The sequence below is a fragment of the Neptuniibacter sp. UBA6509 genome (assembly GCA_002435145.1).
GTDB lineage: Bacteria > Pseudomonadota > Gammaproteobacteria > Pseudomonadales > Balneatricaceae > Neptuniibacter.
Genome location: DJLT01000040.1, coordinates 14,039 through 33,685 on the forward strand (window position 1 = coordinate 14,039; position 19,647 = coordinate 33,685).

Below are 19,647 nucleotides of genomic sequence, written 5' to 3' on the forward strand. Positions count from 1 at the left end.
GTTAACCGCATCGCCCATCACTGTGTAAGCCATACGGAATGACGAACCCATGTTACCTACATTCATCGCGCCGCTATTGATACCCATACCCACTTTCACAGGCGGTAACCCCTCCTGCTTTAGTTGCTCATTAAGCTCTGGCATTACGGTAAGCATTTTAAGGGCCGCCTCTAGCGCATGACGAGCATGATCTTGATCCTTCAGTGGTGCTCCCCAAAATGCCATCACCGCATCACCAATATATTTATCTACAGTTCCACGTTGCTCATGGATTATCTTGGTCATGCCTGTCAGGTAAATATTCATTAATCGTGTTAACTGCTGGGGGGTTAACTGTTCAGATAAACTCGTAAAACCACGAACATCCGAGAAGAAAACACTCATCTCCCTGCTTTCACCTGATAACTGCACAGACTGATCCTGCTGGCTTAACTCCTCAACCACTTCCGGCGGTATATATTGCCCAAATTGATTCGCTAACTGCGCAATGTTTCGAGTCTCAAAGAAATAGCCTGTGGTTTGCTGGAAAAGGTACAAAACGGAAATAAGCACTAAGGTATAACCGATAGGGATCACCCACAGCATCTCGTGCCAAGCGTATAAATTGAGTGCAACTAATAAAGCGCTGATGGCTAAAGTTACAAGAGTTGAGGCTAAAACTGATACCCTAGGAATCAATAAAGAAAGTATTAAACCGCTCAAAACAAGCTGAACTAATTCAACGCCTAAGGTGTAATCCGGCTGATGCTGAATACGCTCATCAAGCATCCCTGAGATAATATTTGCATGTACCTCTACCCCAGAATAACGGTTACTCATGGGCGTAACCCTTAAATCCAGCAATCCCGCGGCACTTGTTCCGACAAGGACAATAGCCCCCTCTAAGACAGCGGGATCAGCAACACCTCGGATGACATCAGTTGCGGAGATATAAGGAAAGCTACCTTGTGGACCACGATAAGGAACCAAAACCGCACCATATTGATCTACAGGAATCTGCATCCCTGCTACATCAACAGCTACCAATGCATTACGTTCGTTGGTGGCATCACTCTCAACTATGGGGACCACCTCTTGCTCACCGAACAGCGCAAGCATCATAGACAGCGCTAAGGAGGGGTAATACTCATTTTGATAACGCTGTAAAATCGGGACTCGCCTATAAACCCCATCAGAATCAACCATCGGATTATCAAAAAAACCATTCCAAACACTGACGCTCTGAATCTCATTTAAACTTGAAATAACGCCATTAGCTTCCGGAATTGGCAAGTGCGATAGAATGGGATCTTCAGCAATAACCGGTGAACCTGGGTGGCCAATTTGTAACCGTTTAAGACTTCGATCAAAGAGATAGCCCAATACCACCGGCCTATCGGTGATAGCTTGAGCAAAACGCTGATCTGAATTCAAAGAAGAGAGTAGAGTTTCAATACTTTTATCAGCCTCACGCTGCTTCAATAAACTCTTCACTTGTTGGAGGTCGACACTTTGATCCGCTTCCGAAAACACCATATCAAAACCAACAATTGCAGCACCATAATTATCAAATAGCTGATCTAGCATCTCTGCCAATTTAACTCGATTCCATGGCCAGCGCCCTTCAGCGGCCAAACTCTTTTCATCAACATCTACAATAACAATGCGAGGATCTTTCTCAGCTGATAAAAACTGCCGCAACCGCACGTCATAAAGGTCATATTCAAACCGTTCGAGCAACTCAAACCGATTGCCCGTCACAACAGGAATGATCATTAGAAACGTGAGTAAAAAACCTAAAAGCGTGCGAATCCAGCGCTGCTGCATAACTTACTCCGCTATGACCCGTCGTAATTGCTCAAGATCAATATCTCCCTTAAGGATCTTTAAAATCCCATCCTGAAGCAGAGTACGCATGTTATCTTTTTCAGCTTGAATACGAATATCACCGATGGAGGCACCCTGGTTAATTTTCTCAGCCATGAGAGGCGTAGATACAAGCAACTCATGGATACCTGTACGCCCGCGATATCCTGTATGATTGCATTCATCACAACCCACAGCTTTGTATAACTTAACTTTCTCACCCATCTTCAGTTCAGCGCAATGCTCACCGTAACGACGATTTAAATACTCAATATCTTTAGCCGATGCTTTATAGGGTTTACGGCAGCTTGGACATAAAGTTCGAACCAACCTTTGCGCTAATACCCCAAGCAACGCATCTGAAAAGCTAACGGGGTCTATGCCCAAATCTAAAAGGCGCGTAATGGTTTCAGGGGCGGAATTGGTGTGCAATGTTGAAAGTACTAAATGACCAGTTAAAGAGGCTTCTACCGCCGCATGGGCCGTTTCTTTATCACGCATCTCACCAATAAGAATAATATCTGGGTCGGCACGTAAAAAAGCTCTCAAGGCCGCCTCAAACGTAAAACCGGTTTTCGGTTGAATCTGCACCTGCTGCAAACCTGGCTGAGTAATCTCTACCGGATCTTCAGCCGTCCATATTTTTCTTTCTGGCGTATTTAAAGTCGCTAATAAAGCATGCAACGTCGTAGTTTTACCAGAACCAGTAGGCCCTACAACCAAAAGAATTCCATGAGGATGATCCAATAACTCTTTTAAACCCGCAGAATTTCTAGCTGAAAGATTAAGTTCATCATAAGAGACGGGATCACCGCTTTGCAGCAAACGCATCACAACACCTTCACCATTTACTGTCGGTATTGTCGCGACTCGTACCTCTAATGGCTGTCCCTGTAATCTAACTGCAAATTTGCCATCTTGAGGTAAACGCTTTTCAGCAATATCCAAGCGAGACATTATCTTAATACGTGATACCGTCGCTTTTGCATGGGTTGCAGGCACTTGAATAATCTCCTGACAAACGCCATCAATACGCATCCTGACGCTGGTAGACACCTTTCCTTTGCCCGGCTCAATATGTATATCTGATGCACGTAACCGCTTAGCGTCTAGCAGCACTCGGTTAACTAAGCGAACAACCGTAGAATCCTCTTCCGAAACCTCTTCTGTGTCACTTGAGCCCTCATCAACTTCTAGGTCTGGGCTCTCATCAAGTTCATCTAAAATACTGCTAAGGTTAGCGCCTTCAGTCGCACCGGAAGAGGCAACAACACCGAGATATTGATGAATATCATCCAACAAACCTACACATATCTGTGCATCATTCTGACCAACAACATTTTTTATTTCGATTAAACGCTTAGTATCATTTGGATCATCAATTAAGATAAAAGCCGTATTACTACCCTGTTCTGAAAGTAGAACGATATTGCTGTTTTTTAGATAGGCTTTATTAACCTTTTCACACAATGGATGAAGAAAGTATTTTTCCGGGTTATAACCAATAAAAGGAACCTGATAAAAACATTCAAGTGACTGCCCTATCTGCTGACTGGTTAAACGAGCACTGTCACGTAGCAAACGGGTTAAAGGGGTCCTTGAATCGGCTTTTTCCTCTAGCTGTTTAAAAACCTTCTCTTCTAGTAATCCTTGTGCCAGAAGATACTCAAAAGGATGTTCAGTACACCCAAAGTCATAACGAAACTTCTGACCTAACAGCTCTGAAAACTGTTTACTACGTTTTAAATCGATCGCAGAAAATGGTTTACCGTCGCGACGATTAATAATCTGCAAAACACCTAAAAGCACATCTTGATAGAGGATCGGCAAAACCAACATTGAACGGCTGGTAAACTCAATATCTTTTTCAAAAGAGGAATTAAACCGCAACGCTGGATGAATAGCTTTCAATTCACTTTGATCACTGACATCTTTAATCGCTATCGCTTGTTTACTCAAAGCAACATAACCCGCTATTGAGGAAGCGGTAATAGGAACACGAATCTCTTGCAGATCCTTTCCCGTTTTAAAACGAGACACTATATCCTTGCTCGAACGATTACGTTGATATACGGTGACACGCTGAGCATTAAAAAGGGTCAGTAGCGTTTTTTCCACTAATGGGTAAGCATCTTCGAAGCTTTTAGCCTGATATATTTTGCTAAGTACTTTAGTTAAGCGTGAATAAAATTGCTGTGTGTCCTTTTCTATCGCTTTTGTCATGCCTAACTACCATAATAGAATTGTGGGTGTCGTACTGATTTTAGAAAGCCACGTTTGAGGTTGAAAGTGAAAATAGATATTTTAGGTTGTAGCGGCGGCATTGGCCAAGGCCTTAAAACAACAACTTTTTTGGTCGATGACTCGTTATTAGTCGATGCCGGAACAGGCATTGAGCTCTTAACCATGGACCGGATGCTCGCTATTCGAGATGTTGTCATTACTCATGCCCATATCGACCATATTATCGGCCTACCATTAATGCTGGCAACGATCTACGACCAACATAAAGAACCGATCCACATATACGCACTACCTGATGTAATTGAAGCTTTGGAACAGCACATTTTCAACTGGACTATCTGGCCTGATTACACCTGCTTACCTGAAGGCAGGCCAATCATCCACTTACATACCGTTAATGTGGGCGATTCTTTAACTTTACAGAATAAAACAATTCAAGTTTTACCTGCTGAGCATCCAACCCCAACGGTTGGATATCTTGTATCAGACGGTACATCATCTTTCGCTTTCAGTGGTGATTCCGGTTTAAACGATGGCCTTTGGCCGATTCTAAATCAAAGCAAACCCGATCTACTGATAATCGATGTTTCTTTTACAGATGAAGTCGACGAGCTTGCTCGCTTAAGTGGACATTTAACACCCAGCCATCTCAAGCAACAGTTGGGATTATTGACACACCCCGCGAGGATAATGATTACTCATCTAAAACCAGGCTTTGAAGATACAATTATGCAGCAATGTCGACAGCTGTTACCCGAGTGGCAAATCGACCGTTTACATCATAATGACATCCTTCACCTTAACGAATAACCACCCTCCTGCTTCTCGCAATAGCTATGGTGAAGGTGTTCCTTCCAACAGAATAGTCCCGGTAATAGTCGCTGTGGTACCCGTTGATGCATTAGTACCCGACGCACCATAACTAGTTACAGCTCCTTCAGCAGCTGCCCCAACAAAATCAATTGACATTTTACCGGATAAATCAGTGGTACCCCCACTACAGCTACCGCCAGTACATGTACCTGAGATTTTTACATCATTACCATTTAGTACGTTACTTAAAGACAGATTCGCACTAGGGTCTTCCCGCAATGTATAAGAGCCCCCAGCTACATTTGCTTCAATCCCTATCTCTACTAACTGCTGGGTATCAAAATCAACTCGGAAGTAAGTACCGCTATAAAGGTGCCCACCAGTTCCGCCACCACCAACAAAATCATTGAGTGTACCTGTAGCACCAGTTTCAATCTCAGGGCTTGTATATCCACCTGCGGTAGATTCCAAACGATAAACATAATCACCTGATTTAGCCGTGATTACAGAGTTAGGCGTTAAACTATCCGCATACATAAAATGAAAACTACCTGCGGTTTCTGTCTCCACACCATTTTCAACAATCGTATAACCTGAAGCCCAGCGCCCCCAAGTCACATCTGTACCACCCAAGGATTTATTTGAGTTATCTAGCACTGAAGCCACACTCGAAGGGCCTGACATAATACACGGAGAACAAGCATCTGAGGATGAACTGTTCTGATCGATATATACCAGTCCTGTCAATAAATCTCCGGTACCCATTGATCCATCAACAGTAATTGCAGACTGCCCATCAACCTCTACACGCCCTGAGCTTGCAACAAAACCTTTATCAGGTTCATTTTGAGAAAAGGCTAATGCAACAAAACTTCCCGTAGGCGCGGGTGAACCATTCCCTGTAGGATCTGGCGCAGCAAATATAACACCTTGAGAGCTTTGAGAGCCTTGCGTGGTAGGTGAGGACGCTGGTAAATCCCCTACAGCAGCAGTTCCATCTCCAGTAGTAGTCGTTGTTGTATCTAACGATAGTGAGCTCTCAGTTGAATTCTCGTTAGAAGAGCCTGTAGTATCAGTTGTATCGCTCTGAGTACCTTCGGATGTTTCATCTGCCGCCGCTTCACTTTCAGTAGCCTCAGTTTCAGTACCTTGATCACCCTCAGTGCTTTTTTCCTCAGTGCTTTCTTCCTCAGCACCCTCTTCCTCGGAAGTCTCATCACTTTCTGAACCACTTTGCTCAGCAGTAGGCGTGCTGAATACGCTTACAGAACCTTTAGGACCGGCTAAAGAAAATGATTTACCCTTCGCTACATCTCGATTTCCGCCCTGCTTAGCTGCGACATTAATTCGTCCATTGCTAACAGAACCAGTGATCTTATCACCCACTTTATTCACACTAAAATCAGTACCGCGGATACCAATTGTGGCGACAACCGCATCCAGTTGATAATCCTCTTTATCGACTTTACCAATCTGTCCTGAAATAGTACGCATTCCACCTTTGAGTAATTTATAGATCGCCTTACCATCATCAGGTTTAGCATCTTCAAACTGGTATTCGGCTATTTTAAACTCAGTATCAGGCTTTAATGACAAGCGAGAGCCATCAGTGAAACGAACCTGTAATCGCCCTTTACTACTGGTAATTAAAAGATCTTCTGCATAGATATCTGACTGACGTTTTAACTGTCGCTGATCACCGCCACTGGATACCGCAACATTTTGCCCAAAGCTTAGAATAACCGTTCCAACACTTTTAGCATCAGCAAAAGATTGCGCAGAAAAAATGACTAATATTGAGGCCCATATAAACTGTTTCATCACTAGATACCTCATTTGAAATTATACCGCATACCCAACATCACCTGCTCACGATCATAATCGTAAAGCTCTATATTGGAGCCCGCTTTAGTGAAACTATAATTCGCTAACAGCGTCCAAGAAGGTTTTAAAACCCATTCAAGATTAAGATTAAACATCGCAAAATCATCTTTCCTTTTAATGTTATATATCCAATCTACACCTGCATACTTACTCACTTGATAAGTCAGTGCTGGCGTTATATTTAGATCTTTAAAAGGAGTTAATTGGACACCTAGGTTACCCCCGAAAAAAACTCTATCAACTTGCCCATCAGCCAAAATCCCGGGTGTTTCAGGGTCTTCAACCCCGACAAAAGCTCCTGCAAAATAGAGAGGGCTCCAGCTACCTTCACCGGCTAACAAATAATTAGCCCCGACATTAATCTGCTTTGCATCTTTCCATGCTTGGGTGTCGTAGCTCAAACTATTCGCCCCAGCAAAAAGTTTCATTAAACTATTATTACTCAGCTGTTTACTCCAAACACCATTAATACCTGAGAGTGTTCGGTAATCGTCATTATCTAAATTGTAGTTTTGCAGTACAAAATTTAATAAATACTGTTCAGTATCATTTTTCCAAAGATGGCCGGCATTAAAGCTAATATTCCTATAATTCTGTTCATCTTCAGATTCGTAATAACGCAGATCAGCATTCATGCCAAACATCAAAGATCTATCAGCGCGATAGGCATGATCGATATTCGCGCCAACGCGTAACTGCTGATAAGGATCTGATCGCCCTAAAGCATTATCGCTTAACGTTACGACAGTCGTCTGATCACCTGGACCTGAATTGATGTTACTATCATAACCAGCCCACAGCTCAATAAAGTTAGTAAATTTAGTCGGAGGGATACTGGTTTTGTTATCAATAAGTGAGAGATATTGCTGAATGCGATTTTGTACAATAATTGGGGGATCTAAACGCTGAACCTGTTTAAACAGTAGTTCCGCTTTCTCGTATTGACCCAGCAAGTAATAGCCTCGGGCTAACTCTAGTGTCGCAATAGCATTATTCGGTTCAAAAAAAAGAACACGTTCTAATGCAAAAATACCTTCGCTCACCTCACCGCTATCTATAGCCGCTGTACCATACTGAAGATCAAATGCGGGATCACCTTCAAACGCTTCTATATGTTCGAGGGATAATTGATAAGCTTGTTTTGACTTACCTTGTTCAACCAGGACAGAAAGCTCATTGATTACACTTGCAGACGCACTTAGCGGCAACCACAGCAAACTTACTACCAGACACTCAGATAATCTTCTGAACACCTATCACTCCGTTCATATCATTATGATAAATTTGAACACTAACAGCCTTTATAAAGGAGTTCTATCTTAAACCCTTATGTTTTATACGAATATATAAGATAACACTGACCTAAAACAGACTATTACGGATAGCCGGGAATGCCTGGAGGCGGAATAGGATCAGGATCTGGTGAGGAAATAGGATCTGGAATAATTCTAATAACAGAGCGACTATTAACATCCATTGCAGGAATGCTATTTCCCTGAGGGCCAGCCATTAAATTAGGGCCTAAATCTTTTAACTGTTCAAACAAATCAAAAGGCGTTTCTTGTATTTGAAGGCTGCTCCCACTACCGCCTAAAAAGAAGTAATGCCCCGCCCGAACCGATGCCGAACCTTCATCATTACCTACAACAATTTCACCTTCCAACACATAGCCATATAGACCAATGCGAGAGCGTGTTGCTTCATGACACGCTGTATCACAATAAAACAAGCTATAGTGGGTTCCACGAACCCCAATAGTCGCTATAGGTGTTTGAATTTGATAGTTATCCACATCCCCATCGCTAATTGCACCTGTAATAGTGCGTAAACCACCTTTAAGTAACCGATAAACTGATTTACCTTTAGATGGGTCATTTTTCTGATATTGATACTCATCAACTTTAAAAAGAGTATCAGGACGAAGGGAAACACGTGAGTTATCCGTAAACCTTAACTGCAAACGACCATTGCTACCGGTTGAAACTAAGTCTTGCTGAAAGATCAGTGATTTACGCTTTAACGAACGTAGCTCTTGGTCAGGCAGCTGTGCAGTGTTTTTGCCGACGCTTAAGATCACTGAAGCGGCTGATTCAGCAGCACTAACACAAGTACTGCCAATCATGGATAAAAACAGAATAACCAGTACTTTATTCATTAATACGCCTTCCCTGCCCTTAATACGGCCACATGCTATTAAAATTAGATTATTTCTGAACGAATAAGCCACTTACGAGTGTAGTCTAGCTCACAAAAGTATGTTGTTTCAGCGCTTGTAGCTCATCCCGGTAACGTCCAGCCAGCTCAAACTCCAAGTTTTTCGCCGCTTCATACATTTTATCTTCAAGCTTCGTCATCGCTTTAGACAGCTCTTTAGGTGACATAGTAGATGGATCAACTTGATAGTCACCTGCTTCTTCCGCCACTTTCTTCGCAGCTCTCGTCGCCTTCCGACCTGGGATAGTGCTTGCCCCTTCCAAGATATCCGCCACTGATTTAGTGATACTCTTCGGTACAATCCCATGCTCTTCGTTGAACGCTATCTGCTTGTCTCTACGACGTTGCGTTTCATCCATTGCGCGCTGCATTGAGCCCGTAATACGATCGGCATAAAGAATCGCTCGGCCTCTGACATTTCGCGCAGCACGCCCAATCGTCTGAATCATTGACGTTTCAGAGCGGAGGAAGCCCTCTTTATCAGCATCTAAAATAGTCACCAATGACACTTCAGGCATATCGATACCTTCACGCAGTAAGTTAATCCCGACTAATACATCAAACTCACCAATACGCAGGTCTCTAATAATTTCAACACGCTCAACTGTATCAATATCGGAATGCAGATAACGCACTCTGACATCATGTTCAGCTAAATATTCGGTTAAGTCTTCAGCCATCCGCTTCGTCAGAACCGTTACAATGACGCGCTCATTATCTGCAACAACTTTGCGGATCTCTGACAACAGATCATCTACCTGAGTAGACGCAGGCCTTACCTCAACCTCTGGATCGATCAATCCCGTCGGACGCACTAGCTGTTCGACTACAGCTTGTTGATTAGCTGCTTCATATTTACTTGGCGTCGCAGACACAAAAATCATCTGTGGAGATTCCTGCTCCCACTCCTCAAATTTCATCGGACGGTTATCTAAGGCAGAGGGTAAACGGAAGCCGTACTCAACCAAGGTTTCCTTCCTTGAACGGTCACCACGATACATCGCACCGATTTGCGGAACCGTCACATGAGACTCATCCAACACTAAAAGTGCATTATCCGGTAGGTAATCAAATAAAGTCGGCGGGGCAGCGCCCGGATCGCGGTTAGATAGATAGCGGGAGTAGTTCTCGATACCCGAGCAATACCCCAACTCCATGATCATCTCCATATCATAAAGCGTTCGTTGCTCTAATCGTTGGGCTTCCACCAGTTTTTGGTTATCACGTAACTGCTCTAAACGTTCGCGTAACTCATCCTTAATTTTTTCAACTGCCGCTAATAATGTATCGCGCGGGGTCACATAATGAGATTTAGGATAAATGGTCGCGCGCGGCACACGCCGCAAGACTTCACCTGTTAGAGGATCAAAGTAACTTATCTCTTCAATCTCTTCATCAAACAACTGTATACGGATCGCTTCCTTCTCAGATTCAGCTGGAAATACATCAATTACATCACCGCGCACACGGTAAGTACCACGATGCAGCTCAATATCATTACGGGTGTATTGCAACTCAGCTAAACGACGCAGAATAGCGCGCTGATCAATAATATCGCCACGATCAATATGCAGCATCATTCCCAGATAAGACTTAGGATCACCCAAACCATAAATAGCCGATACCGTTGCGACAATAATCGCATCATCACGCTCTAAAAGCGCTTTGGTCGCCGACAAACGCATCTGCTCTATATGATCATTCACCGAGGCATCTTTATCGATAAATGTATCAGAAGAAGGCACATAGGCTTCCGGTTGATAGTAATCATAGTAAGAAACGAAGTATTCAACTGCGTTATCAGGAAAGAACTCTTTAAACTCCCCATAAAGCTGAGCCGCTAAGGTTTTGTTATGCACCATCACAATAGTCGGACGCTGAACTTGTGCGACAACATTAGCCACTGTAAACGTTTTACCAGACCCAGTAACACCCAACAGGGTTTGCGACGCTAAACCTGACTCGATTCCATCCACAAGACTCTTAATCGCACTGGGCTGATCGCCTGCAGGCTCAAATTTGGAATGGACTTTAAAACGTTCTTTCATACAGAAACCATTAGCAATGGGAAAACCCAGCATTATATCTCAGCAAAAAGCGTTTTAATTGTTTAATTCCCTCTCTCATCGCTATTAAGCAAGGCAATAAAGTTTCCTTTAAGGGATTTATGTACAATATATTGATCTAAAAAGGTGTTTTTTAGTCAAAACAGGATTCATGCTAGCTATCCTTTGCTGTATTATTAGCGGGTTTGGAAATACCCTGTTAAATAATGCGCAGCGTATTTCTGCTGATTAATGTCGCTACCCTAGAAAAGAACCTGTCATTGGGCAGTTCATACTCGGGTAATGTTTATTGAGGATCTTAGGCTTGAACGTTCAACTTTCAGACCGCGTCAACAACATCAAACCTTCACCAACGCTAGCGGTTACAAACCGTGCAGCTGAACTGCGCGCGGCAGGTAAGAACATTATTGGCCTGGGTGCTGGTGAGCCAGATTTTGATACGCCAGATCATATCAAACAGGCTGCCATCCAGGCGTTAAATGAAGGTTTCACAAAATACACCGCTGTAGACGGCACGCCTGCCCTAAAGAACGCGATTATTAACAAGTTCAAGAACGATAACGGTCTTGAATATGATGCTAAACAAATTCTAGTTTCTTGCGGTGGTAAACAGAGTTTCTTCAACCTATCCCTTGCCCTATTGGACAAAGGTGATGAAGTGATCGTGCCTGCACCTTATTGGGTATCTTACCCTGACATGGTGATTATGGCCGACGCAACACCGGTTATCGTAACAACCACGCAAGAACAACGTTTCAAAATGACTGCCGAACAACTGGAAGCAGCCATTACAGATAATACTCGTTTAGTTGTTTTAAATAGCCCATCCAACCCAACAGGTGTGGCATACACGCTGGATGAACTAAAAGCACTTGCTGATGTATTGCTTAAGCACCCTAAAGTGATGGTTGCGACAGATGATATGTACGAACATATTCGTTTTAATGACGAGCCTTTCGTAAATATCTTAAACGCATGCCCTGAGCTATATGACCGCACAATCGTATTGAATGGCGTATCTAAAGCCTACTCTATGACAGGCTGGCGTATCGGTTACGCAGCGGGTCCTTTAGCGTTGATTGGCGCAATGAAAAAGATCCAATCACAAAGCACATCAAACCCAACCTCTATTGCACAAGTTGCTGCACAAGCCGCACTTGAAGGCTCTCAAGAGTGCGTTGCAGAGATGGTTGTAGCGTTTAAAGCACGTCATGAATATGTCGTATCTACACTAAACGATATTAAAGGCGTGAGCTGCATCCCAGCTGACGGTACTTTTTATGCATTCCCAAGCTTCCAAGAAGTGATCGACAACGATGACCGCTTTGAAGACGATATCGCATTAGCTGAGTTTCTATTGAATGAAGCCGGTGTTGCACTTGTACCAGGTTCAGCCTTCGGCGCTCCGGGTAATATGCGCCTATCATTTGCTACGAGCATGGAAGTATTAGAAGACGCACTGGGCCGTATCAGTAAAGCGCTGAACGCTTAAACCCACTGCTTTACAAAAAACCGAGCCTAAGTGCTCGGTTTTTTTCCATCTACAGGAACCATCGCGTCATAAATGTATCTGATATAAAGAATTTTACTTGGGAGATATTCTAGATGCTCGACAAACTTACCTGCCTTAGCCGCTCATCGTGGTACTGGCTAAGCCTTATCGTCATCGGCGTTGCTATGGAAGGCGTGGCACTTTTCTTCCAATACGGCTTAGATTACGGCCCTTGCGTACTCTGTATTCATATCCGCATCTGGGTAATGGCTCTTATCTTAATCGCAATATTGGGCTTAGTATTTAAAAAATGTCCGATAGCGACAAAAGCCAACCACCTTCTTACACTAGGGGTCGCAATAGGATTAACCGAACGTTCATGGCAGACCCTCGCAGTGGAAAAAGGCTGGATCATCGATAGCTGCAGCATGGACAGCGGCCTACCTAGCTGGTTTGCACTCGATGAGTGGTTTCCACATATGTTCGAACCGTGGGAGCCATGCGGCTATACACCGGAGCTACTGTTTGGCATCACCATGGCCGAAGGGCTCATGGCATTCTCGGTTGTCCTTACCTGCGTAGCGTTGATTTTTAGTGTGTTGCAGTTTCGTAAAGCTTAATCGTTAAGCTTGCAATAGAGACCTAAAAAGAAAAGGCTGATGATTAATCCATCAGCCTTTTTTGTTGTATAGAGTTTTCGCAGGAAGCCACCCCACTATAAATCAATCATCATCTTGCATAGGGATTAAATACTTACCCGAAGCAAGGCCTGACATCCTTTCATCAATACTGGCTTGCTCTGAATCAGACAATACGACAGATTCGCTACCTGGACAGAAGATGTATTCATCTTTAAATACATCAAACTTTATCTTCCCAAGAATGCAGCCACTATCATTAATACAATCAAGCTCTTGCTGGATCGGCCAGAACAGCACCATCTGAAACCTCATTTATAAACATAAATTCCAGTGCATGATAATCGCAGATAATGCGCGACTCAATGTAGTAACGAGCGAGTAATGAATATTCGACTGGGTTTAGAGAATTAGACTTTTAAGGAGAGGCTTTCATCCAGCGTAAATGACACATTAAAACTACTCTTTAACGGAGGAAGCCACGGCACTAGCCAATTTAAAATACCGGCAGTGAAGCCCGTGACTCTCAAGCCAACCCCATTCTATACGGATAAAAATAGTGGGGAAAACTTGTAGCCATAATTCACTATTTCTATTCCCTTTAAAGCACCTCAATTAGGCCTTTTATAAGCCTAATTCAGAAAGGCTAGGATATTCATCTGGACGACGACCTGACTCCCATAGAAACTTTCTATCTTTCTCTAGTATCGGTAGATCATTGATACTAGCAATCCGTTTTTGCATATAACCATCTTCATTAAATTCCCAATTTTCATTGCCATATGAACGAAACCAATTACCTTCCGCATCTTTCCATTCATAAGCAAAGCGTACAGCAATCCTATTTTCTGTATACGCCCACAACTCTTTTATAAGACGGTACTGAATTTCCTTCTCCCATTTCTTCGTTAAAAAATCAACGATGGCATCTCGACCCGAAATAAACTCAGACCGATTACGCCATACACTATCGACTGTATAAGCCTGCGAGACTTTAACTGGATCTTTCGAATTCCAACCATCTTCAGCCATGCGTACTTTCTTAGTCGCTGTCTCAAATGTAAATGGTGGTAATGGGACTCTAGGACTTTCTTTCATAATATGTTCCTAAGTAAGTACAGAAATTAAGTAGAGGATTGCCTAACGCTGGTGCAACCGGAAAGCTCGCTGCACTAAATCGGGTTGATATTCTTATTACACAAGCGATTAATTCATGCTTATATATCTGGGGTGTGACTGAATACAATCAATCCATTGCAGGATTGCAGGGTATTCACTTAAATCGAATCCGCCCTCAGCCGCAACATGGGTATAACCATACAAAGAAATATCTGCTGTGCTTAATTGATCCCCAGCCAAATAAGCAGTTTGTTGTAACTGCCGCTCCATCACCTGAAGAGCTTTATGACCACCTTCCTGCTTTGACTCATACTCTGCCCTACGCTCATCAGGTAGACCTAGATACTTTGCAATGAATCTCGCTACCGCAATGAACGGCTCATGGCTGTATTGTTCAAAAAACTGCCATTGCTGAATTTTAGAATATTCATAGGGATCATCTGACAGAAGGTCTGTGCCTGCTGCCAAGTAATTCAAGATTGCATTTGATTCAGATAGACATCGCCCATCATTCAGCTCCAAAACAGGAATTTTGGCGTTAGGGTTTTTCGCTAGAAATTTCGATGTGTGAGTTTCACTATTGAGAATATCTACATGAATCCATTCATGCTCGATATCAAGCAAAGAAACAAGTAACTTTATTTTATAGCAGTTTCCAGATTGAACATCGCCATAGATTTTCACTGAATCACCTTTGTTTGCTTAATACTTAGAGTACTAACGCAATGCGCTTTGAGTGGCTGCTTTTATTAATTTTCATATAGCCTCCTCGTTATATAAGCAAATAGCGAACCAGTCTTACTTTACTGTCATGAACTCAGCACCTGTAAGGACCCTATACTCAAGATAAATGGATTAATAAAGCTACTGATACGTTCTACCATTGTGCTTTAACCAGCCACCAACATGACGACCACTTGGGTCATGGTGCGTCCAGTGAATTACACCGCCTTTATCATTCCATTCATACTCACCATAAAACTGAACACTATCCCCATCTGATATAGAGTTAATTCTGGGAGCCAAATCAATATTGTGTGCAATAAGTAAAGTTTGACCTGAAGATAGCCTCAAAATGAACTTTTGGTGGCGAGAACCTTCATTGTCATCACGTAAAATCTTAATTACCGTTCCGTTACCTTTCAGCTGGACGTTACTACGTCTATTTTGATAGGCACTTTGAATTTCATTATTAGCGTTGCTATTTACAAGTTGAACTTGATTTTCAGGCGCGATTACTGCGTTAGTTTTTCCAACTGACCACTGATAAATACCAGCGCCAATTAACATAATGATTAAAAGCTTTTTCATACTCCGGTCCTTGGTTTCACATAACACCCAACATAAAGGTCAGGCAAAGCTAATTTAAAACTTGCTGGTTTTCTGGAAGGTTTTAGCTCTAAGTAACGTAATTCTCAGCTACCAAAATGGATTCAGGATCATTCATCCTGCAGTACACCTAACGCACCTCTAATTCGTAAGTTGTGAACTGACTTCCCAGAAGCTCGCTCTGATACACATGTTTAGCTATTTTCCTTAGGAACTTATATTCAGGTCGTGTATGAAAAAAATGTATATAAACAGTGCGATGGCCAAGCTCTTTAGCCCAAGTCATCATTTCAAAAAATACTGATTTTCCGATTCCCCAGAAACTATCCTCGATAACAACCGCTATCTCGTATTTCCCTTCTTCATACTGTATGCCGCACCAGCCCGCCAGTTGCTTATCAACGGTAATAGCTCTAACTCTGCAGCCCGCAGAAGAATCTATATCAATCTTGCCCTTCACCCATTCCTTTACGCTACCAGCATCAAACAACTGATGATCAATTAAATGCTCTCTCGTCGTCTGTTTATTCAATAAAGGCAAAAATGCTATTGGCTCTATATCATTGAACTTTATAAATTCTAAGCAGCGCATAAAACCTTCGATGTTGATCCATAAAATTTAATTAGGTAACGCTGCGCTTTGCAAAGCCAGTGATTCCAACAACAGGACTTTGTTATGCATTAATTGCACTATGACCTTTTATGTTCCGGCAATTCATTTATTGCAGTTATTTGCACTGATTGAATTGCAATTATCAGCATAGTGAACTGCTCCCTAGGCTCGAGCTTTGTTACAGATTTTTCCGATTTTATCTTTAAGCCTTTTTTGTTCGGAGATATGTAATCGTTAAAGGGCTTTTTGACCCCTTTAGTCCTTGACCCCTTTAGTCCTTCTCGAAGTTCTTTTCTCCATCGCGATAACATAAATGGATGGATATCTAAGGTTGCTGCGACATCTTTAACTTTTACATCATCTAAGTAGGTTAATTGGACCGCCTTAGCTTTGAATTCATTACTGTATTGCCATGTTTTTCTTGGCTGGGTGTACTTTGGCATTTCTGGACTCCTCGTTAAATTGAGGTGTCCGTTTTATGGGGTGAAGTTCATTTTCCGATGATGTAACTTGTTATATTTTGTTGGTAGTTGGTATAGCATAGGTCCCAACTGCATGCGCTACAGGTTCAATAAAACCCTCTGAATAAATTGACACCTCTCCAATAATTAACGTTCTACCAACTTTTATTAAATTACATTTTGCTATTATATCTTTTTCAGAGGATGGCTTTCGGAGAAAATTAATGTTTAAATTTGTAGTGACCGCAAGTGCTACGAGTCCAATTTCATTTAAAATAGTAACATACAAAGCTAGATCTGCTATTTCCATGAGTACTGGCCCAGAGACAGTTCCGCCAGGCCTTAAATGTTTTTGATTTATCTTTTTCTTAATTGTTGCAGATTTTTCACCAATACTTTCAATAATGAAATTAGCCTGTGGAAAATCTTTTTCGAAGAAATTAACCAACTCCTCTTTAGTTACCATTGTTTCTCCTATGGGGTTTAAATATAACGCCCCAAGCAGGGGAATATTTTGCGTTTTGAGCGTAGCGAAGCAAAATATTTCCCACTGCCTTGGATTGTTATATGCATTTACTTGAGATTCCGGCATACAAAGTTATTTAGCTCAGAGACTGACTTAACAATGTATAATGACTTTTTATCTGACATTGCTTCTAATCTGGCAGTGAAGTCATCATTCCAGAATTTTGGGCATAACCGTAAAACTTTATAGCTCTCAAAAGTACCTTTTAGTACCGAACTACCCTCAGGCCAACCTTCAGGTTTGACGAAAAGTCCTTTTAGAAGTCTCTTTGTCACAAACCAATAGCTTGTTATGTATGGCAGATCAACGTAAACCAATGTATCAGCTGCTTCCAAACGCTGGTGAAATGAGTCTATTGGTCCAAACCCATCAACAATCCAATTTCCAGACGAGTAAGATACGCTCATGTGCTTCATCGAATGAACTCCGCTCTACCAGTTCCCCATTCTTTTTGTACACTATCGAATCTAGCTGGTGTAACTGTATACCAGTTGCCAACGCTAACGCTTTGCTTAAAGTAGATTTACCGCTCCCGGGCTTACCAAAAACTGCTATTTTTTTCATACTGCCTCCTTTATGTAAATTACTCCCATGAGGCAGAAACAGAAAACCCACCTCTATGGGGTGGGTTTGATAAATTACAGACGCATCAAAATTCCCACCATTCCTATGGAATGATGATAATTCGAGATGTATTTTGCGTAAGATTTAGATTCATGCTTTTATCCTGCTAGAAGAACAATTCAATGTCAACTGAAAGTCGGATGAAGTAGTTGCTCCCGAAACCAACGCCTAACATAAAGGCCCGGAGCGCAGCGACGGTCCAAGCCCGAAGGGCGACTTTTGATGTTTTTGTTATGTGCCAGAATCACCACCGCTTCCACCAGAGTCCCCTTCAGAGTTACCATAATCTGTAAGTTCGCTAGCTTGATCAATGTAATCAGCGTTAATGTTAATTCTTGACGACTTTTTCTTATTGCTCCATACAACATATTGAATAAATAGAAGACAAAAGCCGAACGTTAAAAGCAACCAGCCAGTGCTATTACCGTTAACAGAAGATAGGTTATGAGTGCCTAGAAATATCAGAATAAGTCCTAAAATAGACAATATCATATTTGAGTTCCTATAAGCACATAACGCCCCTAAGCAGAGGCAAATTTGTTTTTAGCGCGCAGCGCGTTAATTTGTCCTGCCAGTTCGCTGGCGAACTGGCTTGGTTTGTTAAGAAGCTTTCTCAAGCACTGCTTTCATACAATCATAATAATCTTCTTGAATCTTGTGCTCATAATCATCTTTGTCATTCAGAAGAATTGGTTCTTTTAAATATTTAAGGTTCTCCATGTACCCGTAGTAGAACTGCTTAAGCTTTATAGACTTCACTTTGTAGTTTCCTGCATGAGTACATTCTTTCCACATCGTTTTCTTAATCGGCTTATCTATATTAGGTATTGTTAATTCATGGATTACTTTAATGCCGTACTCGCGATCACGCTCAAGACATGATCTATAGCCCATCACACCACACAGTTCCTTAGAGACTTCAATTGAAAAGTAAGACATAGCAATACAGGTATTAAACAACCCTCCACCTGCTAAGCACTCCAATTGTATAAATTCACACTCATCGCCTAATTTTTCGCACGCTTGTTGTGCATATTTCTCATTACGCAAATCTGCTGGGTCCGGAGTATTCCTTTGGGCCATTAGAACTTTACCAACATAATCCATAAAGCAAGAATCTTGGTTTGAAGCCTTATCAAGTTCACACTTACGCTTTGCTATTTCACAAAAATTGCCAAGATAGGTACACGCATTATCAAGCTTTCCTTGAGAATATTTAGTTTCCTCAGCACTCAGGCCGAAACTGGTAAATAACGTAAACAAAAATAAGTAAATACAGAAATTTTTCATATTGCTTCTTAACGCCGTTGTAAATTGCAGTTTTGGAGGAGCCCGTTTGTGCTATCTAGCACAAAAAGGAGCGACGGAAAAACTGTCAATTTGACAACTTTGTTAGGTGATAATTTCAACTACTTTCTCCGATGGTATCTCGAGAGCATTAGCTAGAGAAAGTGCATTTTTTATTACCCAATAAGGGGAATCCGGATCAAATGGTGCGGATGACCTTGTAAGGTTAAAGAGGGTTTTAGCCACAACCTCCTCAAAGCAATATTGTGCTTCTTTGACCTTATCTCCCTGCTTGATTGCTTTCATATTTCTATCACGGAGCGTCGAATGAAGCCCATGCGCTTTTATCCATCGATGTTTCTCGTTGCAAAATTTCCAGACGAGTCTATTACTATCTTTATCTGGAGTCTTGGCCTCGAATAAATCCAGCAGTAATTTAATTTCTTCGATGATCATTCGTCGATTCACCTAACGCTTAAAGCAACCGCGCAG

General features: G+C 42.1%; 21 protein-coding genes. 3 read left to right on the forward strand and 18 right to left on the reverse strand.

Annotated elements, in window-relative coordinates; translation table 11 throughout:
- Positions 1-1,806: CHASE2 domain-containing protein (locus B4K11_RS04970; RefSeq protein WP_292959267.1), on the reverse strand; the 1,806-nt coding region annotated here is incomplete at its 3' end.
- A 3-nt stretch (positions 1,807-1,809) separates the two neighbouring features.
- The gene (locus B4K11_RS04975) at positions 1,810-4,068 is read right to left on the reverse strand and encodes a GspE/PulE family protein (RefSeq protein WP_292953166.1); all 2,259 of its coding nucleotides are present in this window, start codon (positions 4,066-4,068) and stop codon (positions 1,810-1,812) included.
- A gap of 66 nt (positions 4,069-4,134) precedes the next feature.
- Between B4K11_RS04975 and B4K11_RS04980 the strand changes: the two genes are divergently transcribed.
- Positions 4,135-4,899 (forward strand): 3',5'-cyclic-nucleotide phosphodiesterase, encoded by a 765-nt coding sequence (locus B4K11_RS04980; protein WP_292953169.1) that lies wholly within the window; start codon positions 4,135-4,137, stop codon positions 4,897-4,899.
- Between the two features lie 24 nt (positions 4,900-4,923).
- Here B4K11_RS04980 and B4K11_RS04985 read toward each other — a convergent pair whose 3' ends face one another.
- From B4K11_RS04985 to uvrB, 4 genes are all read right to left on the reverse strand, one after another.
- Entirely contained in the window at positions 4,924-6,723 is a 1,800-nt protein-coding gene (locus tag B4K11_RS04985; protein WP_292953172.1) for a FecR family protein, read from the reverse strand.
- Positions 6,724-6,734: 11 nt separating this feature from the next.
- Positions 6,735-8,039: a surface lipoprotein assembly modifier gene (locus B4K11_RS04990; RefSeq protein WP_292953175.1), complete on the reverse strand. Its 1,305-nt coding sequence runs from the start codon at positions 8,037-8,039 to the stop codon at positions 6,735-6,737.
- A 122-nt stretch (positions 8,040-8,161) separates the two neighbouring features.
- The gene (locus tag B4K11_RS04995; protein ID WP_292953178.1) at positions 8,162-8,941 is read right to left on the reverse strand and encodes a FecR family protein; all 780 of its coding nucleotides are present in this window, start codon (positions 8,939-8,941) and stop codon (positions 8,162-8,164) included.
- 85 nt (positions 8,942-9,026) lie between these two features.
- A complete protein-coding gene (gene uvrB, locus B4K11_RS05000) occupies positions 9,027-11,048 on the reverse strand; it encodes an excinuclease ABC subunit UvrB (protein WP_292953181.1) in 2,022 nt (673 codons plus the stop codon).
- Positions 11,049-11,370: 322 nt separating this feature from the next.
- Between uvrB and B4K11_RS05005 the strand changes: the two genes are divergently transcribed.
- Positions 11,371-12,558 carry a pyridoxal phosphate-dependent aminotransferase gene (locus tag B4K11_RS05005; protein WP_292953184.1) on the forward strand — a complete coding sequence of 396 codons (1,188 nt, stop codon included), beginning with the start codon at positions 11,371-11,373 and terminating at the stop codon, positions 12,556-12,558.
- A gap of 113 nt (positions 12,559-12,671) precedes the next feature.
- Entirely contained in the window at positions 12,672-13,178 is a 507-nt protein-coding gene (locus B4K11_RS05010; protein WP_292953187.1) for a disulfide bond formation protein B, read from the forward strand.
- 102 nt (positions 13,179-13,280) lie between these two features.
- On the opposite strand, the gene B4K11_RS05015 is transcribed toward B4K11_RS05010, so the two are convergent.
- The 12 genes from B4K11_RS05015 to B4K11_RS05070 form a co-directional block, all read right to left on the reverse strand.
- Positions 13,281-13,499, reverse strand: coding sequence for a hypothetical protein (locus B4K11_RS05015; protein ID WP_292953190.1), 219 nt, complete (start codon positions 13,497-13,499; stop codon positions 13,281-13,283).
- A gap of 321 nt (positions 13,500-13,820) precedes the next feature.
- Entirely contained in the window at positions 13,821-14,294 is a 474-nt protein-coding gene (locus B4K11_RS05020; protein WP_292953193.1) for a nuclear transport factor 2 family protein, read from the reverse strand.
- 108 nt (positions 14,295-14,402) lie between these two features.
- The gene (locus B4K11_RS05025) at positions 14,403-14,999 is read right to left on the reverse strand and encodes a glutathione S-transferase family protein (RefSeq protein WP_292953196.1); all 597 of its coding nucleotides are present in this window, start codon (positions 14,997-14,999) and stop codon (positions 14,403-14,405) included.
- A gap of 180 nt (positions 15,000-15,179) precedes the next feature.
- Complete coding sequence (locus B4K11_RS05030) at positions 15,180-15,626, reverse strand: DUF3465 domain-containing protein (protein ID WP_292953199.1); 447 nt, start codon at positions 15,624-15,626, stop codon at positions 15,180-15,182.
- Positions 15,627-15,774: 148 nt separating this feature from the next.
- Positions 15,775-16,176 (reverse strand): N-acetyltransferase, encoded by a 402-nt coding sequence (locus B4K11_RS05035; RefSeq protein ID WP_292953202.1) that lies wholly within the window; start codon positions 16,174-16,176, stop codon positions 15,775-15,777.
- Between the two features lie 158 nt (positions 16,177-16,334).
- Complete coding sequence (locus B4K11_RS05040) at positions 16,335-16,700, reverse strand: transposase (RefSeq protein ID WP_292959268.1); 366 nt, start codon at positions 16,698-16,700, stop codon at positions 16,335-16,337.
- 70 nt (positions 16,701-16,770) lie between these two features.
- Positions 16,771-17,310: a PaaI family thioesterase gene (locus tag B4K11_RS05045; RefSeq protein WP_292959269.1), complete on the reverse strand. Its 540-nt coding sequence runs from the start codon at positions 17,308-17,310 to the stop codon at positions 16,771-16,773.
- Positions 17,292-17,660: a hypothetical protein gene (locus B4K11_RS05050; RefSeq protein ID WP_292953207.1), complete on the reverse strand. Its 369-nt coding sequence runs from the start codon at positions 17,658-17,660 to the stop codon at positions 17,292-17,294. Before B4K11_RS05050 ends, B4K11_RS05045 begins: the two co-directional genes overlap by 19 nt.
- Entirely contained in the window at positions 17,614-17,808 is a 195-nt protein-coding gene (locus B4K11_RS05055) for a hypothetical protein (protein WP_292953210.1), read from the reverse strand. The genes B4K11_RS05050 and B4K11_RS05055 overlap by 47 nt, the downstream gene beginning before the upstream one ends.
- Positions 17,809-18,099: 291 nt before the next feature.
- The gene (locus B4K11_RS05060) at positions 18,100-18,360 is read right to left on the reverse strand and encodes a hypothetical protein (RefSeq protein WP_292953212.1); all 261 of its coding nucleotides are present in this window, start codon (positions 18,358-18,360) and stop codon (positions 18,100-18,102) included.
- A gap of 108 nt (positions 18,361-18,468) precedes the next feature.
- Positions 18,469-19,158, reverse strand: a complete 690-nt coding sequence (locus B4K11_RS05065; protein ID WP_292953215.1) for a hypothetical protein — start codon at positions 19,156-19,158, stop codon at positions 18,469-18,471.
- Between the two features lie 102 nt (positions 19,159-19,260).
- Positions 19,261-19,611: a hypothetical protein gene (locus B4K11_RS05070; RefSeq protein ID WP_292953218.1), complete on the reverse strand. Its 351-nt coding sequence runs from the start codon at positions 19,609-19,611 to the stop codon at positions 19,261-19,263.
- Positions 19,612-19,647 lie beyond the last annotated feature (36 nt).

Coding starts and splice junctions, on each gene's coding strand:
- B4K11_RS05050 (WP_292953207.1), bottom strand. CDS start 17,660: ATGAAGCACATGAGCGTATCTTACTCGTCTGGAAATTGGATTGTTGAT.
- B4K11_RS05060 (WP_292953212.1), bottom strand. CDS start 18,360: ATGATATTGTCTATTTTAGGACTTATTCTGATATTTCTAGGCACTCAT.
- B4K11_RS05055 (WP_292953210.1), bottom strand. CDS start 17,808: ATGAAAAAAATAGCAGTTTTTGGTAAGCCCGGGAGCGGTAAATCTACT.
- B4K11_RS05010 (WP_292953187.1), top strand. CDS start 12,672: ATGCTCGACAAACTTACCTGCCTTAGCCGCTCATCGTGGTACTGGCTA.
- B4K11_RS05070 (WP_292953218.1), bottom strand. CDS start 19,611: ATGATCATCGAAGAAATTAAATTACTGCTGGATTTATTCGAGGCCAAG.
- uvrB (WP_292953181.1), bottom strand. CDS start 11,048: ATGAAAGAACGTTTTAAAGTCCATTCCAAATTTGAGCCTGCAGGCGAT.
- B4K11_RS05065 (WP_292953215.1), bottom strand. CDS start 19,158: ATGAAAAATTTCTGTATTTACTTATTTTTGTTTACGTTATTTACCAGT.
- B4K11_RS04975 (WP_292953166.1), bottom strand. CDS start 4,068: ATGACAAAAGCGATAGAAAAGGACACACAGCAATTTTATTCACGCTTA.
- B4K11_RS05030 (WP_292953199.1), bottom strand. CDS start 15,626: ATGAAAAAGCTTTTAATCATTATGTTAATTGGCGCTGGTATTTATCAG.
- B4K11_RS04985 (WP_292953172.1), bottom strand. CDS start 6,723: ATGAAACAGTTTATATGGGCCTCAATATTAGTCATTTTTTCTGCGCAA.
- B4K11_RS05045 (WP_292959269.1), bottom strand. CDS start 17,310: ATGCCGGAATCTCAAGTAAATGCATATAACAATCCAAGGCAGTGGGAA.
- B4K11_RS04995 (WP_292953178.1), bottom strand. CDS start 8,941: ATGAATAAAGTACTGGTTATTCTGTTTTTATCCATGATTGGCAGTACT.
- B4K11_RS05020 (WP_292953193.1), bottom strand. CDS start 14,294: ATGAAAGAAAGTCCTAGAGTCCCATTACCACCATTTACATTTGAGACA.
- B4K11_RS05015 (WP_292953190.1), bottom strand. CDS start 13,499: ATGGTGCTGTTCTGGCCGATCCAGCAAGAGCTTGATTGTATTAATGAT.
- B4K11_RS05040 (WP_292959268.1), bottom strand. CDS start 16,700: ATGCCAAAGTACACCCAGCCAAGAAAAACATGGCAATACAGTAATGAA.